General features: G+C 59.0%; 17 protein-coding genes. 9 read left to right on the forward strand and 8 right to left on the reverse strand.

Going from position 1 to position 19,757, the window contains the following annotated elements:
• Positions 1-29: 29 nt before the first annotated feature.
• From rfbB to ASG79_RS02105, 4 genes are read left to right on the forward strand one after another with little or no spacing between them, the layout of a single operon-like run.
• Positions 30-1,028: a dTDP-glucose 4,6-dehydratase gene (rfbB, locus tag ASG79_RS02090; RefSeq protein ID WP_056388062.1), complete on the forward strand. Its 999-nt coding sequence runs from the start codon at positions 30-32 to the stop codon at positions 1,026-1,028.
• A gap of 3 nt (positions 1,029-1,031) precedes the next feature.
• A complete protein-coding gene (locus tag ASG79_RS02095) occupies positions 1,032-2,456 on the forward strand; it encodes a sugar nucleotide-binding protein (RefSeq protein WP_018768483.1) in 1,425 nt (474 codons plus the stop codon).
• A complete protein-coding gene (locus tag ASG79_RS02100; protein WP_018768484.1) occupies positions 2,453-3,184 on the forward strand; it encodes a glycosyltransferase family 2 protein in 732 nt (243 codons plus the stop codon). Before ASG79_RS02095 ends, ASG79_RS02100 begins: the two co-directional genes overlap by 4 nt.
• Positions 3,185-3,192: 8 nt before the next feature.
• Complete coding sequence (locus ASG79_RS02105) at positions 3,193-3,603, forward strand: DUF2304 domain-containing protein (protein ID WP_018768485.1); 411 nt, start codon at positions 3,193-3,195, stop codon at positions 3,601-3,603.
• A 55-nt stretch (positions 3,604-3,658) separates the two neighbouring features.
• Here ASG79_RS02105 and ASG79_RS02110 read toward each other — a convergent pair whose 3' ends face one another.
• Positions 3,659-4,540 carry a glycosyltransferase family 2 protein gene (locus ASG79_RS02110; RefSeq protein WP_056388064.1) on the reverse strand — a complete coding sequence of 294 codons (882 nt, stop codon included), beginning with the start codon at positions 4,538-4,540 and terminating at the stop codon, positions 3,659-3,661.
• 86 nt (positions 4,541-4,626) lie between these two features.
• A complete protein-coding gene (locus tag ASG79_RS02115) occupies positions 4,627-5,124 on the reverse strand; it encodes a GtrA family protein (RefSeq protein WP_231377405.1) in 498 nt (165 codons plus the stop codon).
• A 490-nt stretch (positions 5,125-5,614) separates the two neighbouring features.
• Here ASG79_RS02115 and ASG79_RS02120 point away from each other — a divergent pair, with 490 nt between their 5' ends.
• From ASG79_RS02120 to ASG79_RS02135, 4 genes are all read left to right on the forward strand, one after another.
• The gene (locus ASG79_RS02120; RefSeq protein ID WP_156400147.1) at positions 5,615-7,486 is read left to right on the forward strand and encodes a hypothetical protein; all 1,872 of its coding nucleotides are present in this window, start codon (positions 5,615-5,617) and stop codon (positions 7,484-7,486) included.
• 105 nt (positions 7,487-7,591) lie between these two features.
• Positions 7,592-8,521: a glycosyltransferase gene (locus tag ASG79_RS02125; protein WP_235509706.1), complete on the forward strand. Its 930-nt coding sequence runs from the start codon at positions 7,592-7,594 to the stop codon at positions 8,519-8,521.
• Positions 8,518-9,261: a glycosyltransferase gene (locus ASG79_RS02130; protein WP_026265649.1), complete on the forward strand. Its 744-nt coding sequence runs from the start codon at positions 8,518-8,520 to the stop codon at positions 9,259-9,261. Before ASG79_RS02125 ends, ASG79_RS02130 begins: the two co-directional genes overlap by 4 nt.
• Positions 9,262-9,332: 71 nt before the next feature.
• A complete protein-coding gene (locus ASG79_RS02135) occupies positions 9,333-10,310 on the forward strand; it encodes a glycosyltransferase (RefSeq protein ID WP_018768491.1) in 978 nt (325 codons plus the stop codon).
• Between the two features lie 83 nt (positions 10,311-10,393).
• Here the strand turns inward: ASG79_RS02135 and ASG79_RS02140 are convergent, their stop codons facing one another.
• Positions 10,394-11,308: a glycosyltransferase family 2 protein gene (locus ASG79_RS02140; RefSeq protein WP_018768492.1), complete on the reverse strand. Its 915-nt coding sequence runs from the start codon at positions 11,306-11,308 to the stop codon at positions 10,394-10,396.
• A gap of 149 nt (positions 11,309-11,457) precedes the next feature.
• On the opposite strand from ASG79_RS02140, the gene ASG79_RS02145 reads away from it, so the two are divergent.
• Positions 11,458-12,675 carry a lipopolysaccharide biosynthesis protein gene (locus tag ASG79_RS02145; protein ID WP_018768493.1) on the forward strand — a complete coding sequence of 406 codons (1,218 nt, stop codon included), beginning with the start codon at positions 11,458-11,460 and terminating at the stop codon, positions 12,673-12,675.
• Positions 12,676-12,746: 71 nt separating this feature from the next.
• Here the strand turns inward: ASG79_RS02145 and ASG79_RS02150 are convergent, their stop codons facing one another.
• The 5 genes from ASG79_RS02150 to glf all read right to left on the reverse strand — a co-directional run bounded on the left by ASG79_RS02150 (position 12,747) and on the right by glf (position 19,692).
• Positions 12,747-14,768, reverse strand: a complete 2,022-nt coding sequence (locus ASG79_RS02150) for a DUF6541 family protein (RefSeq protein ID WP_056388198.1) — start codon at positions 14,766-14,768, stop codon at positions 12,747-12,749.
• 111 nt (positions 14,769-14,879) lie between these two features.
• A complete protein-coding gene (locus ASG79_RS02155; protein ID WP_018768495.1) occupies positions 14,880-15,605 on the reverse strand; it encodes an ABC transporter ATP-binding protein in 726 nt (241 codons plus the stop codon).
• Positions 15,606-16,487 carry an ABC transporter permease gene (locus ASG79_RS02160; protein ID WP_056388069.1) on the reverse strand — a complete coding sequence of 294 codons (882 nt, stop codon included), beginning with the start codon at positions 16,485-16,487 and terminating at the stop codon, positions 15,606-15,608.
• On the reverse strand, positions 16,484-18,508 hold the full coding sequence (locus tag ASG79_RS02165; protein ID WP_056388071.1) for a glycosyltransferase: 2,025 nt from the start codon (positions 18,506-18,508) through the stop codon (positions 16,484-16,486). Before ASG79_RS02165 ends, ASG79_RS02160 begins: the two co-directional genes overlap by 4 nt.
• Entirely contained in the window at positions 18,505-19,692 is a 1,188-nt protein-coding gene (gene glf / locus ASG79_RS02170) for a UDP-galactopyranose mutase (RefSeq protein ID WP_056388073.1), read from the reverse strand. Before glf ends, ASG79_RS02165 begins: the two co-directional genes overlap by 4 nt.
• Positions 19,693-19,757: the final 65 nt, after the last annotated feature.

Consider the following 19,757-nt stretch of genomic DNA (forward strand, 5'->3'; position numbering starts at 1 on the left):
CAGCAGCAAATCCGGTAGTCTAGGGAATTATGCAGCGACTTCTCGTAACCGGCGGAGCCGGCTTTATTGGCTCGAACTTTGTCCACTACGTTTTGGAAAACACCGACGACCACGTAACGGTTCTGGACAAGCTGACCTACGCAGGTAACCTCGAGTCGTTGAAGGGCCTTCCGGAGGAACGTTTCACCTTCGTCCGGGGCGATATCGCGGACGCAGCCCTTGTAGATGGTCTTGTTGCCGATTCCGACGTCGTTGTTCACTACGCTGCCGAGTCGCACAACGACAACTCGTTGCATGACCCACGCCCTTTCCTGGACACCAACATCATCGGCACCTATACGCTCATTGAGGCAGCGCGCAAGCACAACAAACGCTTCCACCACATCTCCACGGACGAAGTTTACGGAGACCTGGAGCTGGATGACCCGGAGCGTTTCACCGAACAAACGCCTTACAACCCCTCAAGCCCGTACTCGTCAACCAAGGCCGGTTCCGATCTGCTGGTACGGGCATGGGTACGCTCCTTCGGCCTGCAGGCCACCATCAGCAACTGTTCCAATAACTATGGTCCGTACCAGCACGTGGAGAAGTTCATCCCCCGGCAGATCACCAATGTCATCGACGGCATTCGCCCCAAGCTCTACGGTAAGGGCGAGAACGTCAGGGACTGGATCCACGCCAACGACCATTCCTCCGCTGTGCTTGCAATCATCGCCGGGGGAAAGATTGGCGAGACCTATCTGATCGGCGCGGACGGCGAGAAGAACAACAAAGACGTCGTAGAGCTGATCCTCAAGCACATGGGACAGGCCCCGGATGCCTACGACCATGTGGTCGACCGGCCAGGTCACGACCTCCGCTACGCCATCGATTCCACCAAGTTGCGCGACGAACTCGGGTGGAAACCTCAGTTCTCCAACTTCGACGAGGGCATCGAAGACACAATCGGCTGGTACCGGGATAACGAAGACTGGTGGCGCCCGCAGAAGGCTGCCACCGAAGCAAAATACAAGGAACAGGGCCAGTAGTCCATGTCGCTGGAGTTCTCGAAGAAGCTTGCTGCCCACCAAACCCCCATTCCCGGCGTCGTTCTCTACGACCTCCCGGTCCACGGCGACAACCGGGGATGGTTCAAGGAGAACTGGCAGCGGGAAAAGATGCTTGCTCTCGGGTTGCCTGACTTCCGGCCCGTGCAGAACAACATCTCCTACAACGAAAAGGCCGGAACCACCCGTGGGATCCATGCCGAGCCGTGGGACAAATTCATTTCGGTGGCCACCGGCCGCATCTTCGGGGCGTGGGTTGATCTTCGGGAGGGCCCCTCGTTCGGTGCGGTCTTCACGGCTGAACTCGACCCGAGCCAGGCAATCTTCATCCCCCGCGGAGTCGGCAATGCGTTCCAGACGCTGGAGGACAATACCGCCTACACGTACTTGGTGAACGACCACTGGTCCGCGGACGCTCAAGGTCAATACACCTTCCTTAACCTCGCCGATGAGACGGCTGCGATCCAGTGGCCGATTCCGCTCACCCAGGCGGAACTCTCTGACAAGGACAAAGCGCACCCGCGGATGGCCGACGTGGTCCCGATGGCAGCCAAGAAGATCCTTGTGGTAGGTGCCGGGGGGCAGCTGGGCAAGGCACTTCGTGCCCAGTACGACGGCGATACCTCGGTTGAGTTTGCAGGCCGCGCTGAGTTCGATCTCACCAACGCGAACAGTTTCAAAAGCAGGAACTGGAAGAACTACTCGACGATTATCAACGCCGCCGCCTACACTGCTGTCGACGCAGCGGAAAGCGCAGATGGGCGGGCCTCCGCCTGGTCCATCAACGTCGCGGCCGTAGCGCAACTGGCGCGCACCGCCGTCGAGAATGATCTCACTTTGGTCCATATTTCCTCGGACTATGTCTTTGACGGTAGCCGCGATATCCACGACGAGGACGAGCTCTGCTCTCCCTTGGGCGTTTATGGGCAGACCAAGGCCGCCGGAGACGCGGTAGTCAGCGTGGTTCCCCGCCACTACATTGTGCGGACCAGTTGGGTTATTGGAGAAGGAAATAACTTCGTCCGCACCATGGCCAGCCTGGCGCGAAAAGGGGTCAAGCCTTCCGTCGTGAATGACCAGACAGGCCGCCTGAGCTTCACCCAGGACATTGCGGCTTTCATTCGACATTTGCTGGAGTCGGATGCAACCTACGGTTTGTATAACTTCAGCAATGACGGGCCCGTCAGGAGCTGGGCGGATATTGCGCGGGATGTGTTCGAGCAGTGCGGGGCATCCGGCAGTGACGTCACTGGCATCACCACTGCCGAATATTTCAAGGACAAGGCAGCGGCCCCGCGGCCACTTTCCAGCACGCTCGACTTGGCAAAGACGCGCTCTACGGGTTTCGACATACCTGATGCCGACGAGCGGCTGGCAGCCTATCTGAAGTTGGAAAACGATAAGGCATGAGACCTGTAGATCAGACGCAGCACACCCTTGTGATCATGCCGGCCTGGAACGAATCGGAGGCCATCGGCAACACGATTCGTGAGGTCTTCGAGTTTGGCCCGGATTGCGATGTCCTGGTAGTTGACGACGGTTCACGGGACGACACGGCACAGGTAGCCCGTGATGCAGGCGCGCTGGTTGTGCAGCTACCGTTCAACATGGGCGTTGGCGGTGCCATGAGAACCGGGTTCAAATTCGCAAAGATGCACGGCTACACCCAGGTCATCCAAGTGGATTCGGATGGCCAGCACGATCCCCGGGATATAAAAGCCGTCCTCGATGGGCTCCAGGAAGCAGACATCGTCATCGGTGCCCGCTTCGCCGATAAGGGCAATTACACAGTCCGCGGGCCCCGTAAGTGGGCCATGAACGTCCTGGCGTGGACGATATCGAGGGTCGCAGGAACCCGGCTCACGGATGTCACGTCAGGCTTCCGCGCTGCGAACACGAAGGCCATCCGGCAATACGTAGACCACTACCCTGCGGAGTACCTCGGGGACACCATTGATTCCCTGGTTGTTGCGATCCGGTCTGGGTGCACCGTGCGCCAGGTTGGAGTGTCAATGCGGGAGCGGCAGGGCGGGACGCCGAGCCACGACCCATTGAAGGCAGCCATCTACCTCGGCCGGTCAGCTTTTGCCCTCCTCTTCGCTTTGACGCGCAAGAAGAACGAACCGTCATCCAACTAGGAGTTCACATGGCCACGCTTGTTGGCTTCATCTTTGTGCTGGTCATTCTGCTCATTATCTTCGAGATGCTCCGCCGGCGTCATTTGAGGGAAAAGTACGCAGTCCTCTGGATCATCATCGGTGTTGGAATGCTGGTCCTTGTTGCGTTCCCACAGCTGCTTTTCTGGGCCAGCGGCGTGCTCGGCGTTCAAGTGCCTTCAAACCTTCTTTTCGCGATGGCATTGCTTTTGCTCGTCCTGGTCTGCCTTCATCTGTCTTTCGAGCAGTCCCAGGCTGAGGACGAAATCCGTGTCCTGGCCGAAGAAGTAGGAATTCTGCGGCTCAAAGTACAGGAACTGGAAAAAGGCCAAACACGCGATCAATCTGTACCGGACAACGAGGTGCCAAGCGCGGGAAGGCCACCCGAAACCACTGCTTAAACTATTCAGGTGGCTGCCGGTCAATGCCTGCAGCCACCTGAATTATTTAAGTCTCCTAAGAGATAACGTGTTTCAACAGCCGGGGCAGGGAATCGGTCTTTCCAATCGCCAGGGAACGCGCGACCAGGGTAGCGGCGTTCAGACGCGACGTCGTATGGAAAGCAGCCGCGCGAGCTGTCCTCTGCCAGCCGAGTTCGCGGAATCGGCGCGCCTGGCCCTCGAAGAAGGCCCGCTCCTCATCGAAGCGCCTCCCATCCAGAGCCTTAACTGATGAGTCTGAGGCTGAATGACGGCGGTAAAGGAATGCCAAGGTTGGATCAACCACCATAGATCCGTTTTCAGCAGCAATATCCAGCAATAGTGCGAGGTCCTGGACGACGTGCAGCCCCTCGGTGAAACCGATGCGGCGAATCACGTCCGTGCGCCAAGCAAGGGACGGGAAGTAAGCCCAGTCTGCCCGCATAAGGCTGGTTGCCATTCTTTCGCCCTGCAGGAGGACCGGTTCCTTGACGCTCGGGGCATAGACCTTCTTGACGATGTCGACCAGAGGCGACGCGACTCGGCCCTTCTCATCGATCACCTGGACCCCTGGCTGCACCACGCTGGCTTGTGGGTAGGCTTTGAAAGCCTTTGATACTACTGCCAGATAGTTCGGCAGCATGATGTCATCAGCGCCCATGACGACGACGATGGGGGCTTCAGCCAGGTCCAGGGCCTTGCGGTAGTTTCCGTTGGCACCCAGGTTCTTTTCGTTCTTTTGGTAGCTCACCCGAGGGTCGGAGATGGATTCGAACCAGCGCTGAGGTTCGGGGCTTGGAAACCCATCATCCACCACGATGAGCCGCCAGTCTTCGAACTGCTGGCTCATGACGCTCTGGGCAGCGAGTTTCATCAGGTCGACGTCCCCATAGTAGGGAAGCAATACATCAATGGCCATGTGCCAGGTAGATCCTTTTCTTGTCTTCCAGCGGATGCCCGCCAGCGGTTAGTCCGAACGTGAGCCAGATGGTCGTTTGAGGAGTGCTAGTCCGTGCCTTCAGCGGTCACAGTTCCTGCACGAGCAGGAACTTTTCCGGGCTCATGCCTGAAAATCCATACCTTATAGAGCCAAAAGTTCCAAGATGTGGTCAGTACAGTCGCGAACGCTTTGCCTATTCCGTAGGAAATTCCCCAGGCGTCGAAGCCGTTCACGATGACATCTATTGCCACGATGTTGAAAACCACCAGGGCCAGATACTTAAGCAGGCTCACATGGCTCCGGTTTCTGGCACGGAACGTAAAGGAGCGCTGGAGGGCGAAGTTGAACACCAAGCTGGCGACAAAAGCGATGGGCGTGGCAATCCAGAGGTCCACTCCGAAGACTTCATGCATGAGGGCCAGTAGAGCAAGATCTACTGCGAAGGAAGCGCCTCCAACGAGCAGGAACTTGATCAGGTGACTGCGCTCAACGATCCCTGAGATCCGGGAAGCGAGTTTCTGTGCTCGATGCTTCACTGATCGCGCACTGTCTGTTGTCTGCAAGCCACTCCCAGTTCCGTATACCCCCGCAGGTTGCAGTCGGGCTCAAGCCATCATACCGGGTGGCTGTCCATGGGGTGCTACCGGCAAAGAGGTCGAGGCGGCATTCGCGCCGACGGCTTCGACCGGTTCCATGACGTTATACTTGCGTTGCCGTTGCATACGTGGCGCCCTCGCCGGGGGCGCGGGGGTTAATTCGGCGCTTCAGAAATTTGGGGAGCAACAACACATCATTCTGCGGCATCGAGCCATAGCCGGTGATTTCACCTTTGGTCCCCTTGGTCTGGGCGCCAGCCGCGATCTATGGGCGGCAGGGATCCCATGCAAGTCGGTCGAAATTGTCTGTGCAGCGTCGTGCCCGGGTTATGGCAAAGGTAACAGCAGTCGTTAGGCAAGAAGGAAGAGCAGAATGTCACCCCAGATGTCGTCCAGACTTCAAAGCATCAGCTTGCATGCCTGGCGTTGGGTGTCAGCTTCCGACCGAATGGCGCGAATGGCCGTCATCGCTGTGTATGCGTTCCTGGTGATCACTGGAGCCACGACCTCTTCAATTGGAGTGGCAGAACTCCGACAAGATCCTTCCCACCCGGAAGGAAACCAACTGGGGTCGAGCTCCGCTATTCGCTCTGACGAGTACAACGCATTCTCCCCGATTGCGATCTCCATCATGGCGACGGGGGCAGCCCCGACTACCAGCTATCTTGCCGCGCCGGCTGATGTCGTTCACAGGTATCCTTCCGGCGGGTTCTTCGAAACGTTCGTCTACTTTGATTCCACCATGCTCCGGTCCGCGGCGGTTCTGCCCGACGAGATGGTTTTCGCAGCCCACTGGTGGCTCCCGGCCTTCCTGCTCTTCCTTTTCCTTCCCAAATGGTTTCAGCAGATTGGGGCATCCCGGCACATGGGATGGCTGGCTGCTTTCCTTATAGCGCTCTCCCCCGCCGCATCCTGGTGGACGATGATGCCGATCCAGCTAATCGCGTACACGATCGCGGGGTCGAGTCTCCTGCTCTCCGCATATGGCGGCTTCAAATCGCGGCGCCTGCCCATCCCGCTCGCTCAGTCCGTTGCTGGTGGAATTCTCCTCGCCGGCATCCCCAGCTTCTACATTCCGTGGTCTTTGGTTCTGGGTCTTCCCGTGGTGGCTGCAACGTCCCTTTGGATCCTTTCCCGGAAGGAGAGTTGGGTGCCGAAGATCAAGGCCCTCGGCTTCACAGCCGGTGTAGCGTTGATATTCGGGATAGGCACGCTGCTGGAAAACAGGGAGGGCATCAATGCCCTGCTGAACACGGTATATCCAGGTTCGCGACGGTCAACTGGCGAAGCTCAGCCATTTGGGTTCCTTTTTGGTGCACCATCCCTGGGGGAGCTCAAAGATGCAATCCCTGTCGGCAGCAACCAGAGCGAGATGTCTACCGCGTTTACCATAACCTTCCTTTGGGCTGTGCTGGTATGGCTGGGCGTCTCTGGAATCGGCAGATGGAGGGATAATGTCGTACCCCTGATACTTTCCTTCTTTGGTGCTGTGTGGCTTCTGTGGTGCACCTTTAATTTTGGCCCTGTGGGGGCTCAAATCCCTCTGCTCAACTATGTCCAGCCTGCCAGGGCGGCCCAAGTCTGCGGAATTATCGGCACATTGTTGGTTGCCGTGCTGTTGTCCCGTCTCAAGGACAGCCCCCGGTGGCGCTTGCCCATTGCTGCAGGGCTCACAACAGGACTGGTAACCGCCTATGCGGGTTCCCAGCTTCAGCTCACTTATCTGCCGGGCATGTCAAGGAAGGAGGCGCTTCTCGCGGCTGCCGGCGTTGCAGCAGTCGTCTTCTTTGTCACACGCTTTCCCAAGTCCATTTATCCCGTCGGACTTGCTGCTGTCGTTGCCGCGATTCCAGTCTATGGCGCTAATCCTCTACTTTTCGGCTTGGGCGACCTCAGAGCGTCACCAGCAGCGACCTACTTATATTCCGAGGGGAGCGAAAGCCGCGAAGCAGGAACTCTCTGGGCCACCGACAGGTCGGCTGTTGACACCCTCTTGCTTGCTAATGGCGTGCCCTCACTCACGGGAGTTCAGCGCTCCGGCCCCGACCAAAGTAAGTGGAGCATTCTTGATCCCGAACATCGATATGCCAACGACTGGAACAGGGGCGGCGGCTTCATTCAATTCGCCTGGACACCTGGGCTGCCAAAGACCTTCTCAAACAACGGTGGAGACAGGACAATCCTCCACATTGACCCCTGTGATCTGAAAGGGGCGTTTCCAAGCCTTACCCACATCACGGCATCCGGAGAACTTTCCGCTTCTTGCTTGACCCTGGAGAAAGAACTGACCTGGTCTGGACAAAAGACGCTAGTCTACCGCGTCTCATGACTGACGCCTTGTTCCCTCCGGGCGACGATACACTGGATCCTGCTGCCTGACGACTCCCACAGTTGGGGCCGGTCAATTCGGATAAGCGAAAAGGAACAGTGAGACGTGACGCGCCAGAGTGACGCCAGAGTGGTGGCCATTATTTCCGCATTCCACCCGCCGGTGGACCTGTCCGAGAGAGTCCTGGAACTCAACAAGCAGGTGGCACACACCGTGGTTGTCGATGATGGCTCGGATATCAGCCATTCCAGCACCGTCCTGCAGGAGCTTGAAGAGATCGGCTGCACTGTGCTCCGGATGCCGGAAAATTCAGGAATTGCTGCCGCCCTGAACACCGGCATCAATCTGGCGCTTCAAAAGTGGTCCCCCGACTTCGTGTTGACCCTGGACCAGGACTCCGCGCTTGATCCCGGCTACATTGAAGCTGCGCTCAACACCTTCACGGCGGCGAAGGCCGAGGGAATAGATCCCGGACTTATCAGCGCCCAGTCGCACAATGGCCTAAACGTTCCCCTTCTCACCAAAAAAGCTCACTTTCCTGAAGCCTTCGATCCCCTCCAATCTGGAGCTCTGATACCTGTCTCAACCCTCAAAGCCGTGGGAATGATGGATGAAAGACTCTTCATCGATTGCGTGGACTCTGAATTCAATCTGCGCGTCCGGTCCCATGGCCTCGCCACCCTGATAGGAAAGGGCTGCAATATGACCCATGCCCTGGGGCATGCACAGCCGATGATGCTTTTCGGATGGCATGTGTCCGTTCTGGGCACCAAACGGCACGTCCACTCGCACGCGCCGTTCCGGGTGTACTACATAACCAGAAACAGCATTTACCTTTGGCGCCAATACGGTGCGCGATTCCCAGGCTGGCTCCTGCGACGGCTCAGATTCCAATTGGAAAGCGACATCTTTCGACTGCTGTATGGGGCAAACCGCAAGGGGCAACTCCGTGCTTTGGCCCGCGGCTGCCTCGACGGCTGGCTTGGACGGCTCGGAAAGATTGACCCCTCATTTCAGCAACGGATCAGCTCATGAATGCGAAAGCGGTAAAAAGGGTATCTGTCTGCATGGCAACATATAACGGACAGGATTACCTGGCGGAGCAGATATCGTCCATTCTCGACCAACTGTCGCCCGAGGACGAACTCATCGTCGTGGACGATGCCTCCAAAGATGGGACGATCGACGTCGTCCGCAGCATCAATGACTCCCGTATCATCCTCCTTCCCAACCAGGAAAACATGGGGTATGTTTCCAGCTTCGAGAAGGCAATCGCCGCGAGCAAAGGTGCCTACATCATGCTCTCGGACCAGGACGACATCTGGTTGCCGGGGCGCGTGGAAAAGCTGGTGGATTCACTGCACACCAAGGCCTTTGCGGCAAGCAACTTCACGGTGTTTGGCGGCCCCGCCAACAAGCTGCAGAAAGTGCAGTTGAAGAAGGCCGACAGTGGGCGTTGGCTATCGAACCTGGTTACCACGTGGATCGGCATCCGACCCTACTATGGCTGCACCATGGCCTTCCGCGCAGATGCCAAGCGTCTGATTCTTCCCTTTCCAACGTTTCTTACGGAAACCCACGACCAGTGGATAGCGATCGTGGCGAACATTAATCGTGAAATGGAACATGTGGAATCGGCCACTGTTGCACGCCGCCTGCATGAACAAAACACGACACCCAAATCGCGACGTCCCATCTCCAAAATCGTCCGAGCCAGGATTATGTTGCTCCGGGCGTTCCTCGTTGCCCTTCGTCGGAAGTCCCAGACAACATGAGCCCCGCTCCTTCGCCTCCAACTTCGCCGGCTCAGGCGGGTAACTATTCTGAAGCATTTGGCGCTGTAGCTATGGCCGCCTACGAGCCGGACGAAACCATGTTCGCTCGGCAGCTCTTGTCCATTCAAGCCCAGACTCACACCGCCTTTGTATGCCTCATATCGGCTGATGGCAATTTTGAGCGCGTCCAGGACATTGTCAGCCGGACCTGCGGAGGCGACAGGCGTTTCAAGGTGCTTGGATACGACGACAGGCTTGGGTTCCATCACAATTTTGAGCGTGCGCTCAATGCAGTTCCTGCGGAGGCACGCTGGGTAGCCCTCAGCGACCAGGATGACTACTGGTATCCGGAAAAGCTCACCACGCTGCTCCCCTACCTCGAGGAGTCAGCGCTTGTGACGTGTCAAGCCCGCGTCGTATCACCAGAGATGTCAACAACAGACCTGGACCCAGCCAAGGGTACTCAGACCGATCGGAAGAATGTAGGGCCGGCTGATCTTGTCGCCAACAACCAGGTTACAGGCGCACTCTGTGTGTTTCGCCGTGAAGTCCTTGAGTTGGCTTTGCCCTTCCCGTCGCTGGCCGCCCCTTCCCAGTATCACGACCATTGGATCGCTCTCTGCGCTATGGCCGGAGACGGCGCACGCGTGAAGGACCTGGTCCTCCAGGACTACATCCAGCACGGCGGCAACGTTGTGGGAGAATCCCGGCAGAGTCTTACGGGCTCGATACGTAACACGTTCCGGTTCGTGCGCCGCTACGAAGGCAACGCTTCGCCTATAAGTATCTGCCGACTCATCTATAAGACAGGGCTGGGCTGGCGGACGCTGATGGCACGGACGCTCCTGCAGCGGCTTCAGAGCGACGGACGTTCAATCCCTGCGGACCTTCGGGGTGCATTGGAAATTTATGCCGCGCCCAAGGCACTACGCCTGATCCAGCTTTTGGCATTGGGTTGGCGACGCAAAAATGTGCCCTTGATGCGGGTGCTGGAAATCTTGCTGGGGGTCTTCGTGAAACCCATCAGCAGCCGGAACATAACCAACTGACCTGTTCGCCGGCGCCCTCGCGGTGCTTCGGTTCCAAGGCCCCCTTGAGCGTCCGGTGCTGCCGCAGCACGTGACCGGGACCGTCAGCAGTTGATGCGTTCCCGGGCCTCGGTGGTAAGGGTGGCCAGCAGTTCACCGGGCATCTGACGGGTGGGTTTGGTGAAGAAACCCTGCCCATAACCCTTGGCAACCGCCACAAACCAGTCCTTCTTACTCCGGGCGGCCAGTCCCTGGTGCAGAGAATGCTGGATCAACAACAGAACATCGAACACATTGGTACCCAGCGGGAATCCCCGTTCCCGGATGTACCAAAGGCTGTTTCTGACATGGAAGAACAGCCGTGATCCCATGTCCTCTCCAATGCCCTTGGCAACCGGGTGGTTGACTTGGCTCTCCTTGACGGTCATCGCGAAGCCCATCTTGGACAGTCGATGGGTGTATTCGGAGTCATCAATCCAGATAAAGAAGTCCTTGAACGGCAGATGCGTGGCGGCGGCAACCTGAAGGTTGATCAGCACGCCCACGAAGGTCGCGGCATCAATGGCGATACCGCCCAGTTCGCTGGCCCGTACCTGCTTATGAGCGTCCCGGCTCACTACGGGGGGATTCCTGGGATTGAACTCCCCCCGGCCCGCCGTCACGAGTGACGCAAGGAACGCGGGACGGGGCGCCATGGACTCGAACTTTTCCATCAACGGCGCCAGTGCGTCCAATTCGGGTTCAGCGTCGTCGTCCATGAGCCACGCTGCATCATGGCCGTGGGCAAGAGCAATCTCCACTCCCCAGGCGAAGCCCCCGGCTCCACCGAGATTGGCACCTGTCTCAAACATCGTGACAGTCGGGTGTGAGTCGCGTATGTACTCTGCGCTTCCGTCGGTGGATCCGTTCTCAATGACGATGATTTCATCGAGCGGCCTCGTCTGCTGTTCCAGAGCCGCCAGGCACTTCTTCAGGTAGTCAAGACGGTTGTAAGAGACGACGACAGCAGCTACGGACATGAAATTTCCTGACTTTTTAGATCAACTTCCCGGTACATCGTAGTCGACCTGGCGCACAATCCCCTTGTCCGGCGAGGGGCGCCGGCTACTCTAAGCTGGATACTTTGGCGCTCAACGCTTACAAAGGCACGTCGAAGGAACAGAACCGCATGAAAGCAATTGCCGCAGCGCTGGCCAGGTTGGCGAAGTTTGCCCTGACCGTTGGCCTCGGCACCGTCGTCGGACTAATAGCTATTCCTGTCATCACCGACGTTGTCGGGTCCGGGCTGTGGGCCATCCTTGCGCTGGTGCAATCGCTGGCCACCCTGTTCGGTGTACTGGTCGCCTTTGGATGGGGAACCGTCGGACCGTCGATGGTCGCGTCGCTGCCAGCGGCCGAACGTCCGCAACTTTTCGCGGACTCACTCGTAACGCGCTCCTATCTCTACTTGTTGACGGCACCAATCATGGGCTGCGTCATGATTGCTTTGCAGCCGGCCCATGCCGCCTTTGTCTTCCTGGCCTCCCTGACGTATCTTCTCCCCTTCCTTGGGGCCTCTTGGTACTTTATCGGCGAGGCAAAGCCAACACGCCTCTTTCTGGCTGACGCGCTGCCGCAGTTGGCCGGTACGGTTGCTGGACTTTTCGTTCTTACGAACACGAGAGATTTGACTCTCATGGTGCTGACGCAACTGCTGTTCAGCCTGTTTGCCGTAGCGATCAGCGCAGTCGTGGTGCTGGGCTCGGCTAAGTCGACCCTGAGCTTCGACTTCTCCATCCGTGGGTCCTGGTCGCGCATGCAGTTGCAACGGCACGGAGTCATCACTGCGGCGACTGGGAGCCTCTACGTGAATTTGCCGATTCTTGCCGTCACAATCCTGATTCCGTCCCATTTGGACGTGTACGCCTTCGCGGACCGGCTGTTCCGATACGGCGCCGTAGCTTTCTCGCCCGTTCTCCAATTTATTCAGGGTTGGATACCGGAAGGTGGCGTACGGGACCAGAAGCATAGAATCCGGCGTGCAGCCCAGGCCGCGCCCTTGATTGGGGTGGCAGGCGGTCTGGCCCTGGCGATCCTTGGCCCGTTTGCGGCTCAAGTTCTTGTCAAAGATCCCATCCCATTCGGCACAAGCCTCAGCGTACCGATCGGAGTGGCTTTTGCAGCGGTGGCGCTATCACAGGTGCTGGGACTGGCTTGCCTTGTAGCAGTTGGACGGGCACGGGACCTAGCGAGATCGACACTCATCGGCGCCCTGGCAGGTGCCCCGATGATCGTAGCGGGAGCACTCAGCCTTGGTGTGGTGGGGGTGGCCTGGGCCGTCGCCATATCCGAAGCCCTTGTTGCGGCTTACCAGCTTGTGGTACTCCGTCGACACATGCGGGGCTAAGCAGGGGTCATAGTTCCCGCAAAGCGGATACCAACCGTTCCGGGGCTGAATTATGAGGCCGGGTTTAGCCTCTACGCAGGAGGGGAAGGGCACAGGTCGAGTTTGTAGAGCTTCGCCTCACCCTGGGAGTCTTCGAGTGTGGCCATGCCTGCAGCTATGAGGGCGTCCAGTCCTTTATAGCCACTGTCCCTTCCATGGACTTCCCGGTGCCCGAAGTCGAGGATGTATTCGATCTTCAGGCTTTCAACTGTCGGGCATACGGCGGGATCGTCCTTGGCCGGAGCAGGACCGTTAAGCAAAGGAGTTGCACCTTGGGGAACGGCGCTGAGGATGTGGAGTTGGACGAGCTTCCGGTCGGCAAAGGCGTACGCGAGGGAACTTCCGTTCCATGGATTGCCCACCATAAGGGCGTCCTGGGGCACTTCGCCTGGCAAGCGCTTGATGAGCGCCATCTCGTCGCTGGAGATCAGCGGTGAGTTCTCGGACAACCGGTAAGACCCTGCCATTGACGCTTCGGCTTGGCTGACATTGCCGCGTTGAGTCGCCACAATCAAAGCCAAAACCATGACGGTAGCCGCCACGGCGCCCAACATCTCCGGCCGCAAAGTCTTCCCGCCCGTCACAGGCGCGGTAGGCCGGACAGAACGGCCCCTTATCAGGCCGGCGCCCTTTGCCACGAGGATGGACAGCTGATTCCACACCGCGACGGCACCCCTGCACGCAAGCGGAATCGTCACCACGGGCAGGAGAGCCGCCAGCCGGGGAGGGTCGTTGTACCAGATGCCAGTGAGGAAAAGCCGGAAGTCGTCAGCCGGAAAGGAGCTGACCACAACGAAGAGAAAAGCAGCCACCGCATAGGTTCCCAGCAGCCACAGCTGCCGCCCGGACCGGAAAGTTAAGTAAATGCCGATCAGCGTCAGGAGCATGATGCCCCACGCAACTGGACGGCCAATTGCTGAGCTGGAGATCACCTCTCCAATTGCCTGCCCCGTCGACTCTACCGGCGGCCAGAAGGCAGCCTCGGCTGGAGGACGCACCGCGTCCCACAAGACTCGGAGCAGTACGACGGCGACAACGAAGCCGAGTGCCAGGGCCGTTGAAACGATGATTCGTTCCTTGCCCCGCCGGGTTGCAACCGTAGTCGTGAAAATGCGGGTGTATACGTAGAGGGCCGGGGGCAACATCAGTGCCAGCCACGCCATGGCGGCGCTTGGGTGGGCAAGTGCCATACCCGGAAGAGCCGCAAGCAGCAGGAACAGGCTCAGGAGCCTGGATCGGCTGGATACGGCAGACAGGCCAAGTGCGTCCAGTCCCAAGGCAATCACCATAGGCAGGAGGGCAAGCGCAAGAAAATTGGGGTACAGGACACCGAAGTCCAAGAGCGAAATTGGAAAAGCGCCGAATGCAGCAGATGCAATGCCTGCAGTGATGCTGACGGCCGGACGGCGCCCCCAAATGGCCTGTGCGAGATAAATGCACCCAAGCGGCCAGACGAAGGAGGCCACGACAATATTCATGACGTTTACGGATGCCGTGATGTCCCCTCCCCCAATGCCGACGAGCAGGGAGACCAGGTCGTGCCAGGCGGCGGGATAGGAACCGGCCCCCGTCATCGCATTAAGCGTGAGGGACGAGCCGGAGCCGGTGTCGAGAATGTACCGCACAGCGTTCAGGTGGAACACATTGTCGAAGGTTTGGGAAAACGACTCCGGGGAACCGGCGGCGTTCAACAGCCGACGACCAATCAGGACGGCTGCGATGGCCAATGCCGCCAAAGAGGCAAGGATCCAGTGGCCCGGATTGTCCTTCAACCCCGCATCAACCGCTCCGGCCCGCTTCCTGAGCAGGAGGGACACCGCAAGAGCTACGGCGGCCACCCCAATGGTTACGGCGACCACCGGCAGGAGCGACCAGGCAATTCCAGCGAAGGGTGCCAGGATTGCAGCCACAGCAATTATTGAGACGCTCACAGAGGGAGCAGCGGCGGCGGCCCGGGTGGCACCCAGTCGCGCGGCCATGCCGACGGTGAATCCGGGGATCATCAGCAGGGCCACCGCGAGGACAAACTGTGGTACTGCGTCAAACCAAGACAAAAAGTCCTCCATACGGCTACTGGAGCGCGGGTATGTTCTGCCTGCCGCGGCTGCCTGTGTGAGAACGTCACGGACGGCCTGGTAAGGCCCGCGACGAAAGGTTAAATTAGGTCAATTGCGCAACAGGCCGACAGCCTCATGTATCGGCCCGTCGTAAATCATTTCTCCGTGTTTGAGGAGAACACCCCGTTTGCAGATCCTCGACACAAGATCCAAGTCATGGCTCACCACGACCAAGGTCTTGCCGTCCTGCGCCAATTCCTGGATCTTGTCGATGCACTTCCGTTGGAAAGGCTCATCTCCTACTGCGAGGATCTCATCGATCAGGAAAACCTCAGGGTCTGTGTGCACAGCAACGGAAAAGGCGAGCCGCAGGTACATTCCGGACGAGTAGAACTTGACCTCGGTATCTATGAACTGGCCAATCTCGGAAAACTCGACAATGTCGTCGAACCGGTCCTTGATCTGCTGCTCGGTCATTCCCAGGATGGCGCCGTTAAGGAACACGTTGTCGCGTCCGGAGAGGTCCGGGTGGAAGCCCGCGCCGACTTCGATCAGTCCCGCCACCCTGCCCCTTGTTTTTACTGTTCCTGAATCAGGAAGCATGACCCCGGAAATATGCTTGAGCAGAGTGGACTTGCCGGAACCGTTCAGGCCCAGCAGCGCCACTGTTTCCCCCGCCTCGACGTTGAGAGAAACGTTCTTTAGCGCGTGGAACTTCTCCGAAAGGTCCCCTTTGCGCCCCTTGACGAGCCAAACGACGGCTTCCTTGATGGATCGCGTATGGCGGAGGACGAATTGCTTGCTGATGTCAGAGACTTCAATTGCGTTGACCACTTAGAGCTCCTGCGCGAAACGGCCCTCAAGGCGCCGGAAAGTGAATTGGCCCAGGACGAGGATCGCCAAGGCAACGCCGATCCCAACCACCAGCCAAAGACTAAAAAGATTGGGGGGCATGGCGACGGAACCGTCAGTCGTCGGGAACCAGAACGCGTAATGAAAGAGCTCCACGCCGATCGTGATCGGATTCGCCTGGTAGACGGCAAACCATCCCGACCCCAGCTTCTCCTGAACCATGGACCATGCATACATCACGGGGGAAGCCCAGGTGGCGACCATCAGGAGCATGTCCACCAGGTTCTCGGAGTCACGGAAGTAGACGTTGGCGGCGCCGAACAGAAGACCCAGGCCCGTGGCAAGGAGGGCAACGATAGCAAAGCCGGCCACCGCCGCGAGCAGCTGAAAAAGGTTGGGATGCCATCCGGCGAAGAGACACCCGACGACAAGCACCACCAGCTGCGGGAAGAAGTGCACAGCCGAAACCCAAACGGACGCCACAGGAAAGAGTTCGCGCGGAAGATAGATCTTCTTGATGAGGTTTCCGTTGTTGACGATGGACCTGGCTGCATTTCCCAGTGCTTCGGAAAAGAAGTTGATTAGCACAATGCCCGAAAACAGGTAGACGGCGTAGTTGGCCAACCCTTCGGGGTTCCGTGCGCTTCGTTCCAGGCCCAGAAAAACCCCGAGAGCCACGTAGAAGACGATGAACTGCACTCCAGGCTTCACATACGACCAGAGCAGGCCCAGGACAGACCCTCGGTAGCGTACCTTGAGCTCTTTCCGTACCAGCAGCTTAAGAAGGAAGCCTGACTGCCTTATATCCCGGAGGCCACCACCCAGTCCGGGCGTGGTCAACTCCCCGGATGCGACTTCACTCACTTGATCTCGTTCTGGGTATGCTGCTCGAACGTCTTCCTCCAGGACTCCATAGAAGTGAGGTCCGACACGGCAGCTTTGTATTTCCTGCTGAGCGCGGGCCACTCCTTGAGCAGGGCAGAGTGAAGCCGCGCGCTCTCTGCCAGCATCTTCCGCAACTGCTTGGGATCCCGGCGGTACCAGGAGGCTCCGGTGCCTTCAGCGTTGGACACCACAGCGCTGTCGTACTGGGCCATGCGCCACCACCGGTTGTCCTGGTGCGCAATCGTTGTCTGAGGACGCTCTGCACTGGTGCCCTTGACCGGGCTTGCCAACTGCCGAACGACAGTCTTGGCCGCCCATGGAAGAAGGGTCAGCTTGCCAGGCTGCGACGGGCCGTGGCCCCGCCGCGGCGGTTTGTCCATCTTAGGCGCCGGAAAGTCTTCCGGATCAGGACGGAAGACTGCATCCGAATGTGCGGCCATCATCTCGCGGATCTGTGGCAGCTTGGCTGACAGCAGCCCGGGCAGTGATTCCGGCCCCTTCAACACATCCTCCAGGGCCCATTGCCGGCCCTGGGCCGTGGCGTACTGCATGGACACCAGATGCTTGACGTCAGCGTATTGCGACTCCTTGATGACCCTGCCGCCAAACTCGTAGGGGCTGTGAAGGAGGGCGGCCACCACCCTGTTGCGGGCGTGGAAGTAGGCCTGCCAGCCAACGAGGTCGTCCTTGTCAATCCAGGACACGTGCCAAACAGCTGAGCCCGGCAGCGACACCGTGGGGTATCCGGCCGCCTTGGCCCGCAGCCCATATTCGGAATCGTCCCACTTGATGAACAGCGGGAGTGAGAGTCCGATCTCCCGGATTACCTGGGTGGGGATCAGGCACATCCACCAGCCGTTGTAATCGACGTCGCAACGCCGATGCAGCCACGGGGTTTGGCGAAGGTTGGACGACAGGAAGTCGTGGCCCAGGATCATGTCCTCGCTGGGTAGCGAAGGCTGGAACCGGTAAGGGTTTACCACTTCGCCGAAGGTGTGCAGGACCGTCCGGTTGTAGAGGTCGAACATGTGCCCTCCGACGAGGGTCGGAGTCTTGCACCGGTCCGCGAACGTCAGAAGGCGAATGATGCTCTCAGGCTCAACAACGACGTCATCATCCATCAACAGGGCGTAGTCGCTGCCGTTCTCGACAGCCTCGAACATGCCCCGCGCAAACCCGCCCGAACCGCCCAGGTTGGACTGGTTGATGATGCGGAGCTTGCCCCTGAGGGAACGCTTGACGTCGTCGAACCCCTCAGCGTCGGAAAGTTTCTGTGTGCCCTGGTCAACAATCAGGATTTCCTGCACGTGGGCCAGCGCTTCTTCGCTGTCGGCAAGGAGCCGCAGGTTGTTGAGGCAGAAATCCGTTTTGTTCAGGGTGGTGATCTGGAGCGTGACGGACCCCGGCGTTGTTTCGACCGCCGGACCCTGCCATTCCGCGTCGAGCATGATCAAGGGCTCGGTTCCGGCCAGCAGGTCGAACCAGTACCACCCGCCGTCGCCGAAGGGCGCCAGTGAAAGTTCAAACGTGCTCTCCGCGTTGCCTTCAACCCGGCGGGTGTCCACCCGCTGCAGGGAACCGCGGGCGTTCGACTTGTAGACGATAACCGAGCCGGCGCCCTGGGTCCGGACCTGGAGCCGGATCTTGTCTACTGTCGTCCACCGACGCCAGTAGCTGGCGGGGAAAGCGTTGAAGTAGGTGCCGAAAGACACCCGTTCGCCGGAACGGACAGACGTTGAGTGCCGCGAAAGGAAGTCTTCAACGTGCGCTTCTTTGGTGGGGCTGCTGATGGTCCGGGGCTTCGCGGTCTTACCGTCGCGGTCGCCGGCGGTGGGCAACTGAATGCCCGTCGCGGTGCCCATGTCCATATAGAGGGGCACCGTGTCCATCTGGCTGGCACTGGGCAGGATCACACGCTGAAGCGTCTGCCACGCTCCCCGGTCCTTAACAGCGTCAGCCCTCACGGTGTTCTTCGTCTTGTTGTCGGTAGGGACGCTCATGCGTCGACTCCCCCGCTTTCAAGCTGTACGCCGCTTTCGAAGTGCGGCCGGATCTTGTTGTCAAACATGCTGAGAGCGGCGCCGATGGCCATGTGCATGTCGAGGTACTTGTAGGTGCCCAGCCTGCCGCCGAACAATACGTCCTTTTCGGCCGCAGCGAGGTCTCGGTACTTCAGGAGGCGTTCCCTGTCCGCGGAGGTGTTGACCGGGTAGTAAGGCTCATCGCCCTTTTCGGCAAAGCGCGAGAATTCGCGCATGATGACCGTCTTTTCGGTCTGGTAGTCGCGCTCCGGGTGGAAGTGGCGCGGTTCGATGATGCGGGTGTAGGGGACGTCTGCGTCGTTGTAGTTCACAACCGACGTGCCCTGGAAGTCGCCCACCTCAAGGACTTCTTCCTCGAAGTCGATGGTGCGCCAGGACAGGTCGCCCTCGGCATAGTCGAAGTACCGATCCACCGGGCCGGTGTAGACGACAGGAATGTTGCCCACGACCTTGTTCTTGCTGTACTCGTGGGACTCGTCGAAGAAGTCGGTATTGAGCCGCACCTCGATGTTGGGGTGCTCTGCCATCTTTTCGATCCAGGCGGTGTAGCCGTTGGTCGGCAGGCCCTCGTACTTGTCATTGAAGTACCGGTTGTCATAGTTGTAGCGCACAGGCAGCCGGGAAATGATACCGGCCGGCAGGTCCTTGGGATCTGTCTGCCACTGCTTGCCGGTGTAGTGCTTGATGAAGGCCTCGTACAAGGGGCGGCCGATCAGCTGGATGCCCTTGTCGTTCAGGTTCTGGGGGTCAGTTCCCGCCAGTTCCCCTGCCTGTTCCTGGATGAGGTCGCGGGCCTGGCCGGGGGTGAGATTGGCCCGGAAGAACTGGTTGATGGTGGCCAGGTTGATGGGAAGCGAATAGACCTCGCCCTTGTGGACGCCATAGACCTTGTGCACATAGTCAGTGAAGGTGGTGAACCGGTTGACGTACTCCCACACCCGCTCGTTCGAGGTATGGAAGAGGTGGGCGCCGTACCGGTGGATCTCGATCCCGGTCTGCTCTTCCTTTTCGCTGTACGCGTTTCCGCCGATGTGGTGGCGGCGGTCGATGACAACGACCTTCAGGCCGAGCTCAGTGGCGGCCTGTTCTGCGATTGTCAGGCCAAAAAAGCCGGACCCTACGATGACGAGGTCAGCGGTCACAAAATCTCCTGGTTCGAATGCGGGCAGCGCAATGGTGCGCAGTGTCTGCTGCTCTAGCCTACCCG

The organism is Arthrobacter sp. Soil761, from assembly GCF_001428325.1.
In the GTDB taxonomy this organism is placed as follows: domain Bacteria; phylum Actinomycetota; class Actinomycetes; order Actinomycetales; family Micrococcaceae; genus Arthrobacter.

Bases quoted from the DNA above. Each gene is read 5' to 3' on its own strand.
- ASG79_RS02140 (WP_018768492.1), bottom strand. From the start codon at position 11,308: ATGTCCGTAGCTGCTGTCGTCGTCTCTTACAACCGTCTTGACTACCTG.
- ASG79_RS02135 (WP_018768491.1), top strand. From the start codon at position 9,333: ATGGCCGCCTACGAGCCGGACGAAACCATGTTCGCTCGGCAGCTCTTG.
- ASG79_RS02100 (WP_018768484.1), top strand. From the start codon at position 2,453: ATGAGACCTGTAGATCAGACGCAGCACACCCTTGTGATCATGCCGGCC.
- ASG79_RS02120 (WP_156400147.1), top strand. From the start codon at position 5,615: ATGGCCGTCATCGCTGTGTATGCGTTCCTGGTGATCACTGGAGCCACG.
- ASG79_RS02165 (WP_056388071.1), bottom strand. From the start codon at position 18,508: ATGAGCGTCCCTACCGACAACAAGACGAAGAACACCGTGAGGGCTGAC.
- ASG79_RS02130 (WP_026265649.1), top strand. From the start codon at position 8,518: ATGAATGCGAAAGCGGTAAAAAGGGTATCTGTCTGCATGGCAACATAT.
- ASG79_RS02105 (WP_018768485.1), top strand. From the start codon at position 3,193: ATGGCCACGCTTGTTGGCTTCATCTTTGTGCTGGTCATTCTGCTCATT.
- ASG79_RS02110 (WP_056388064.1), bottom strand. From the start codon at position 4,540: ATGGCCATTGATGTATTGCTTCCCTACTATGGGGACGTCGACCTGATG.
- rfbB (WP_056388062.1), top strand. From the start codon at position 30: ATGCAGCGACTTCTCGTAACCGGCGGAGCCGGCTTTATTGGCTCGAAC.
- ASG79_RS02095 (WP_018768483.1), top strand. From the start codon at position 1,032: ATGTCGCTGGAGTTCTCGAAGAAGCTTGCTGCCCACCAAACCCCCATT.
- ASG79_RS02145 (WP_018768493.1), top strand. From the start codon at position 11,458: ATGAAAGCAATTGCCGCAGCGCTGGCCAGGTTGGCGAAGTTTGCCCTG.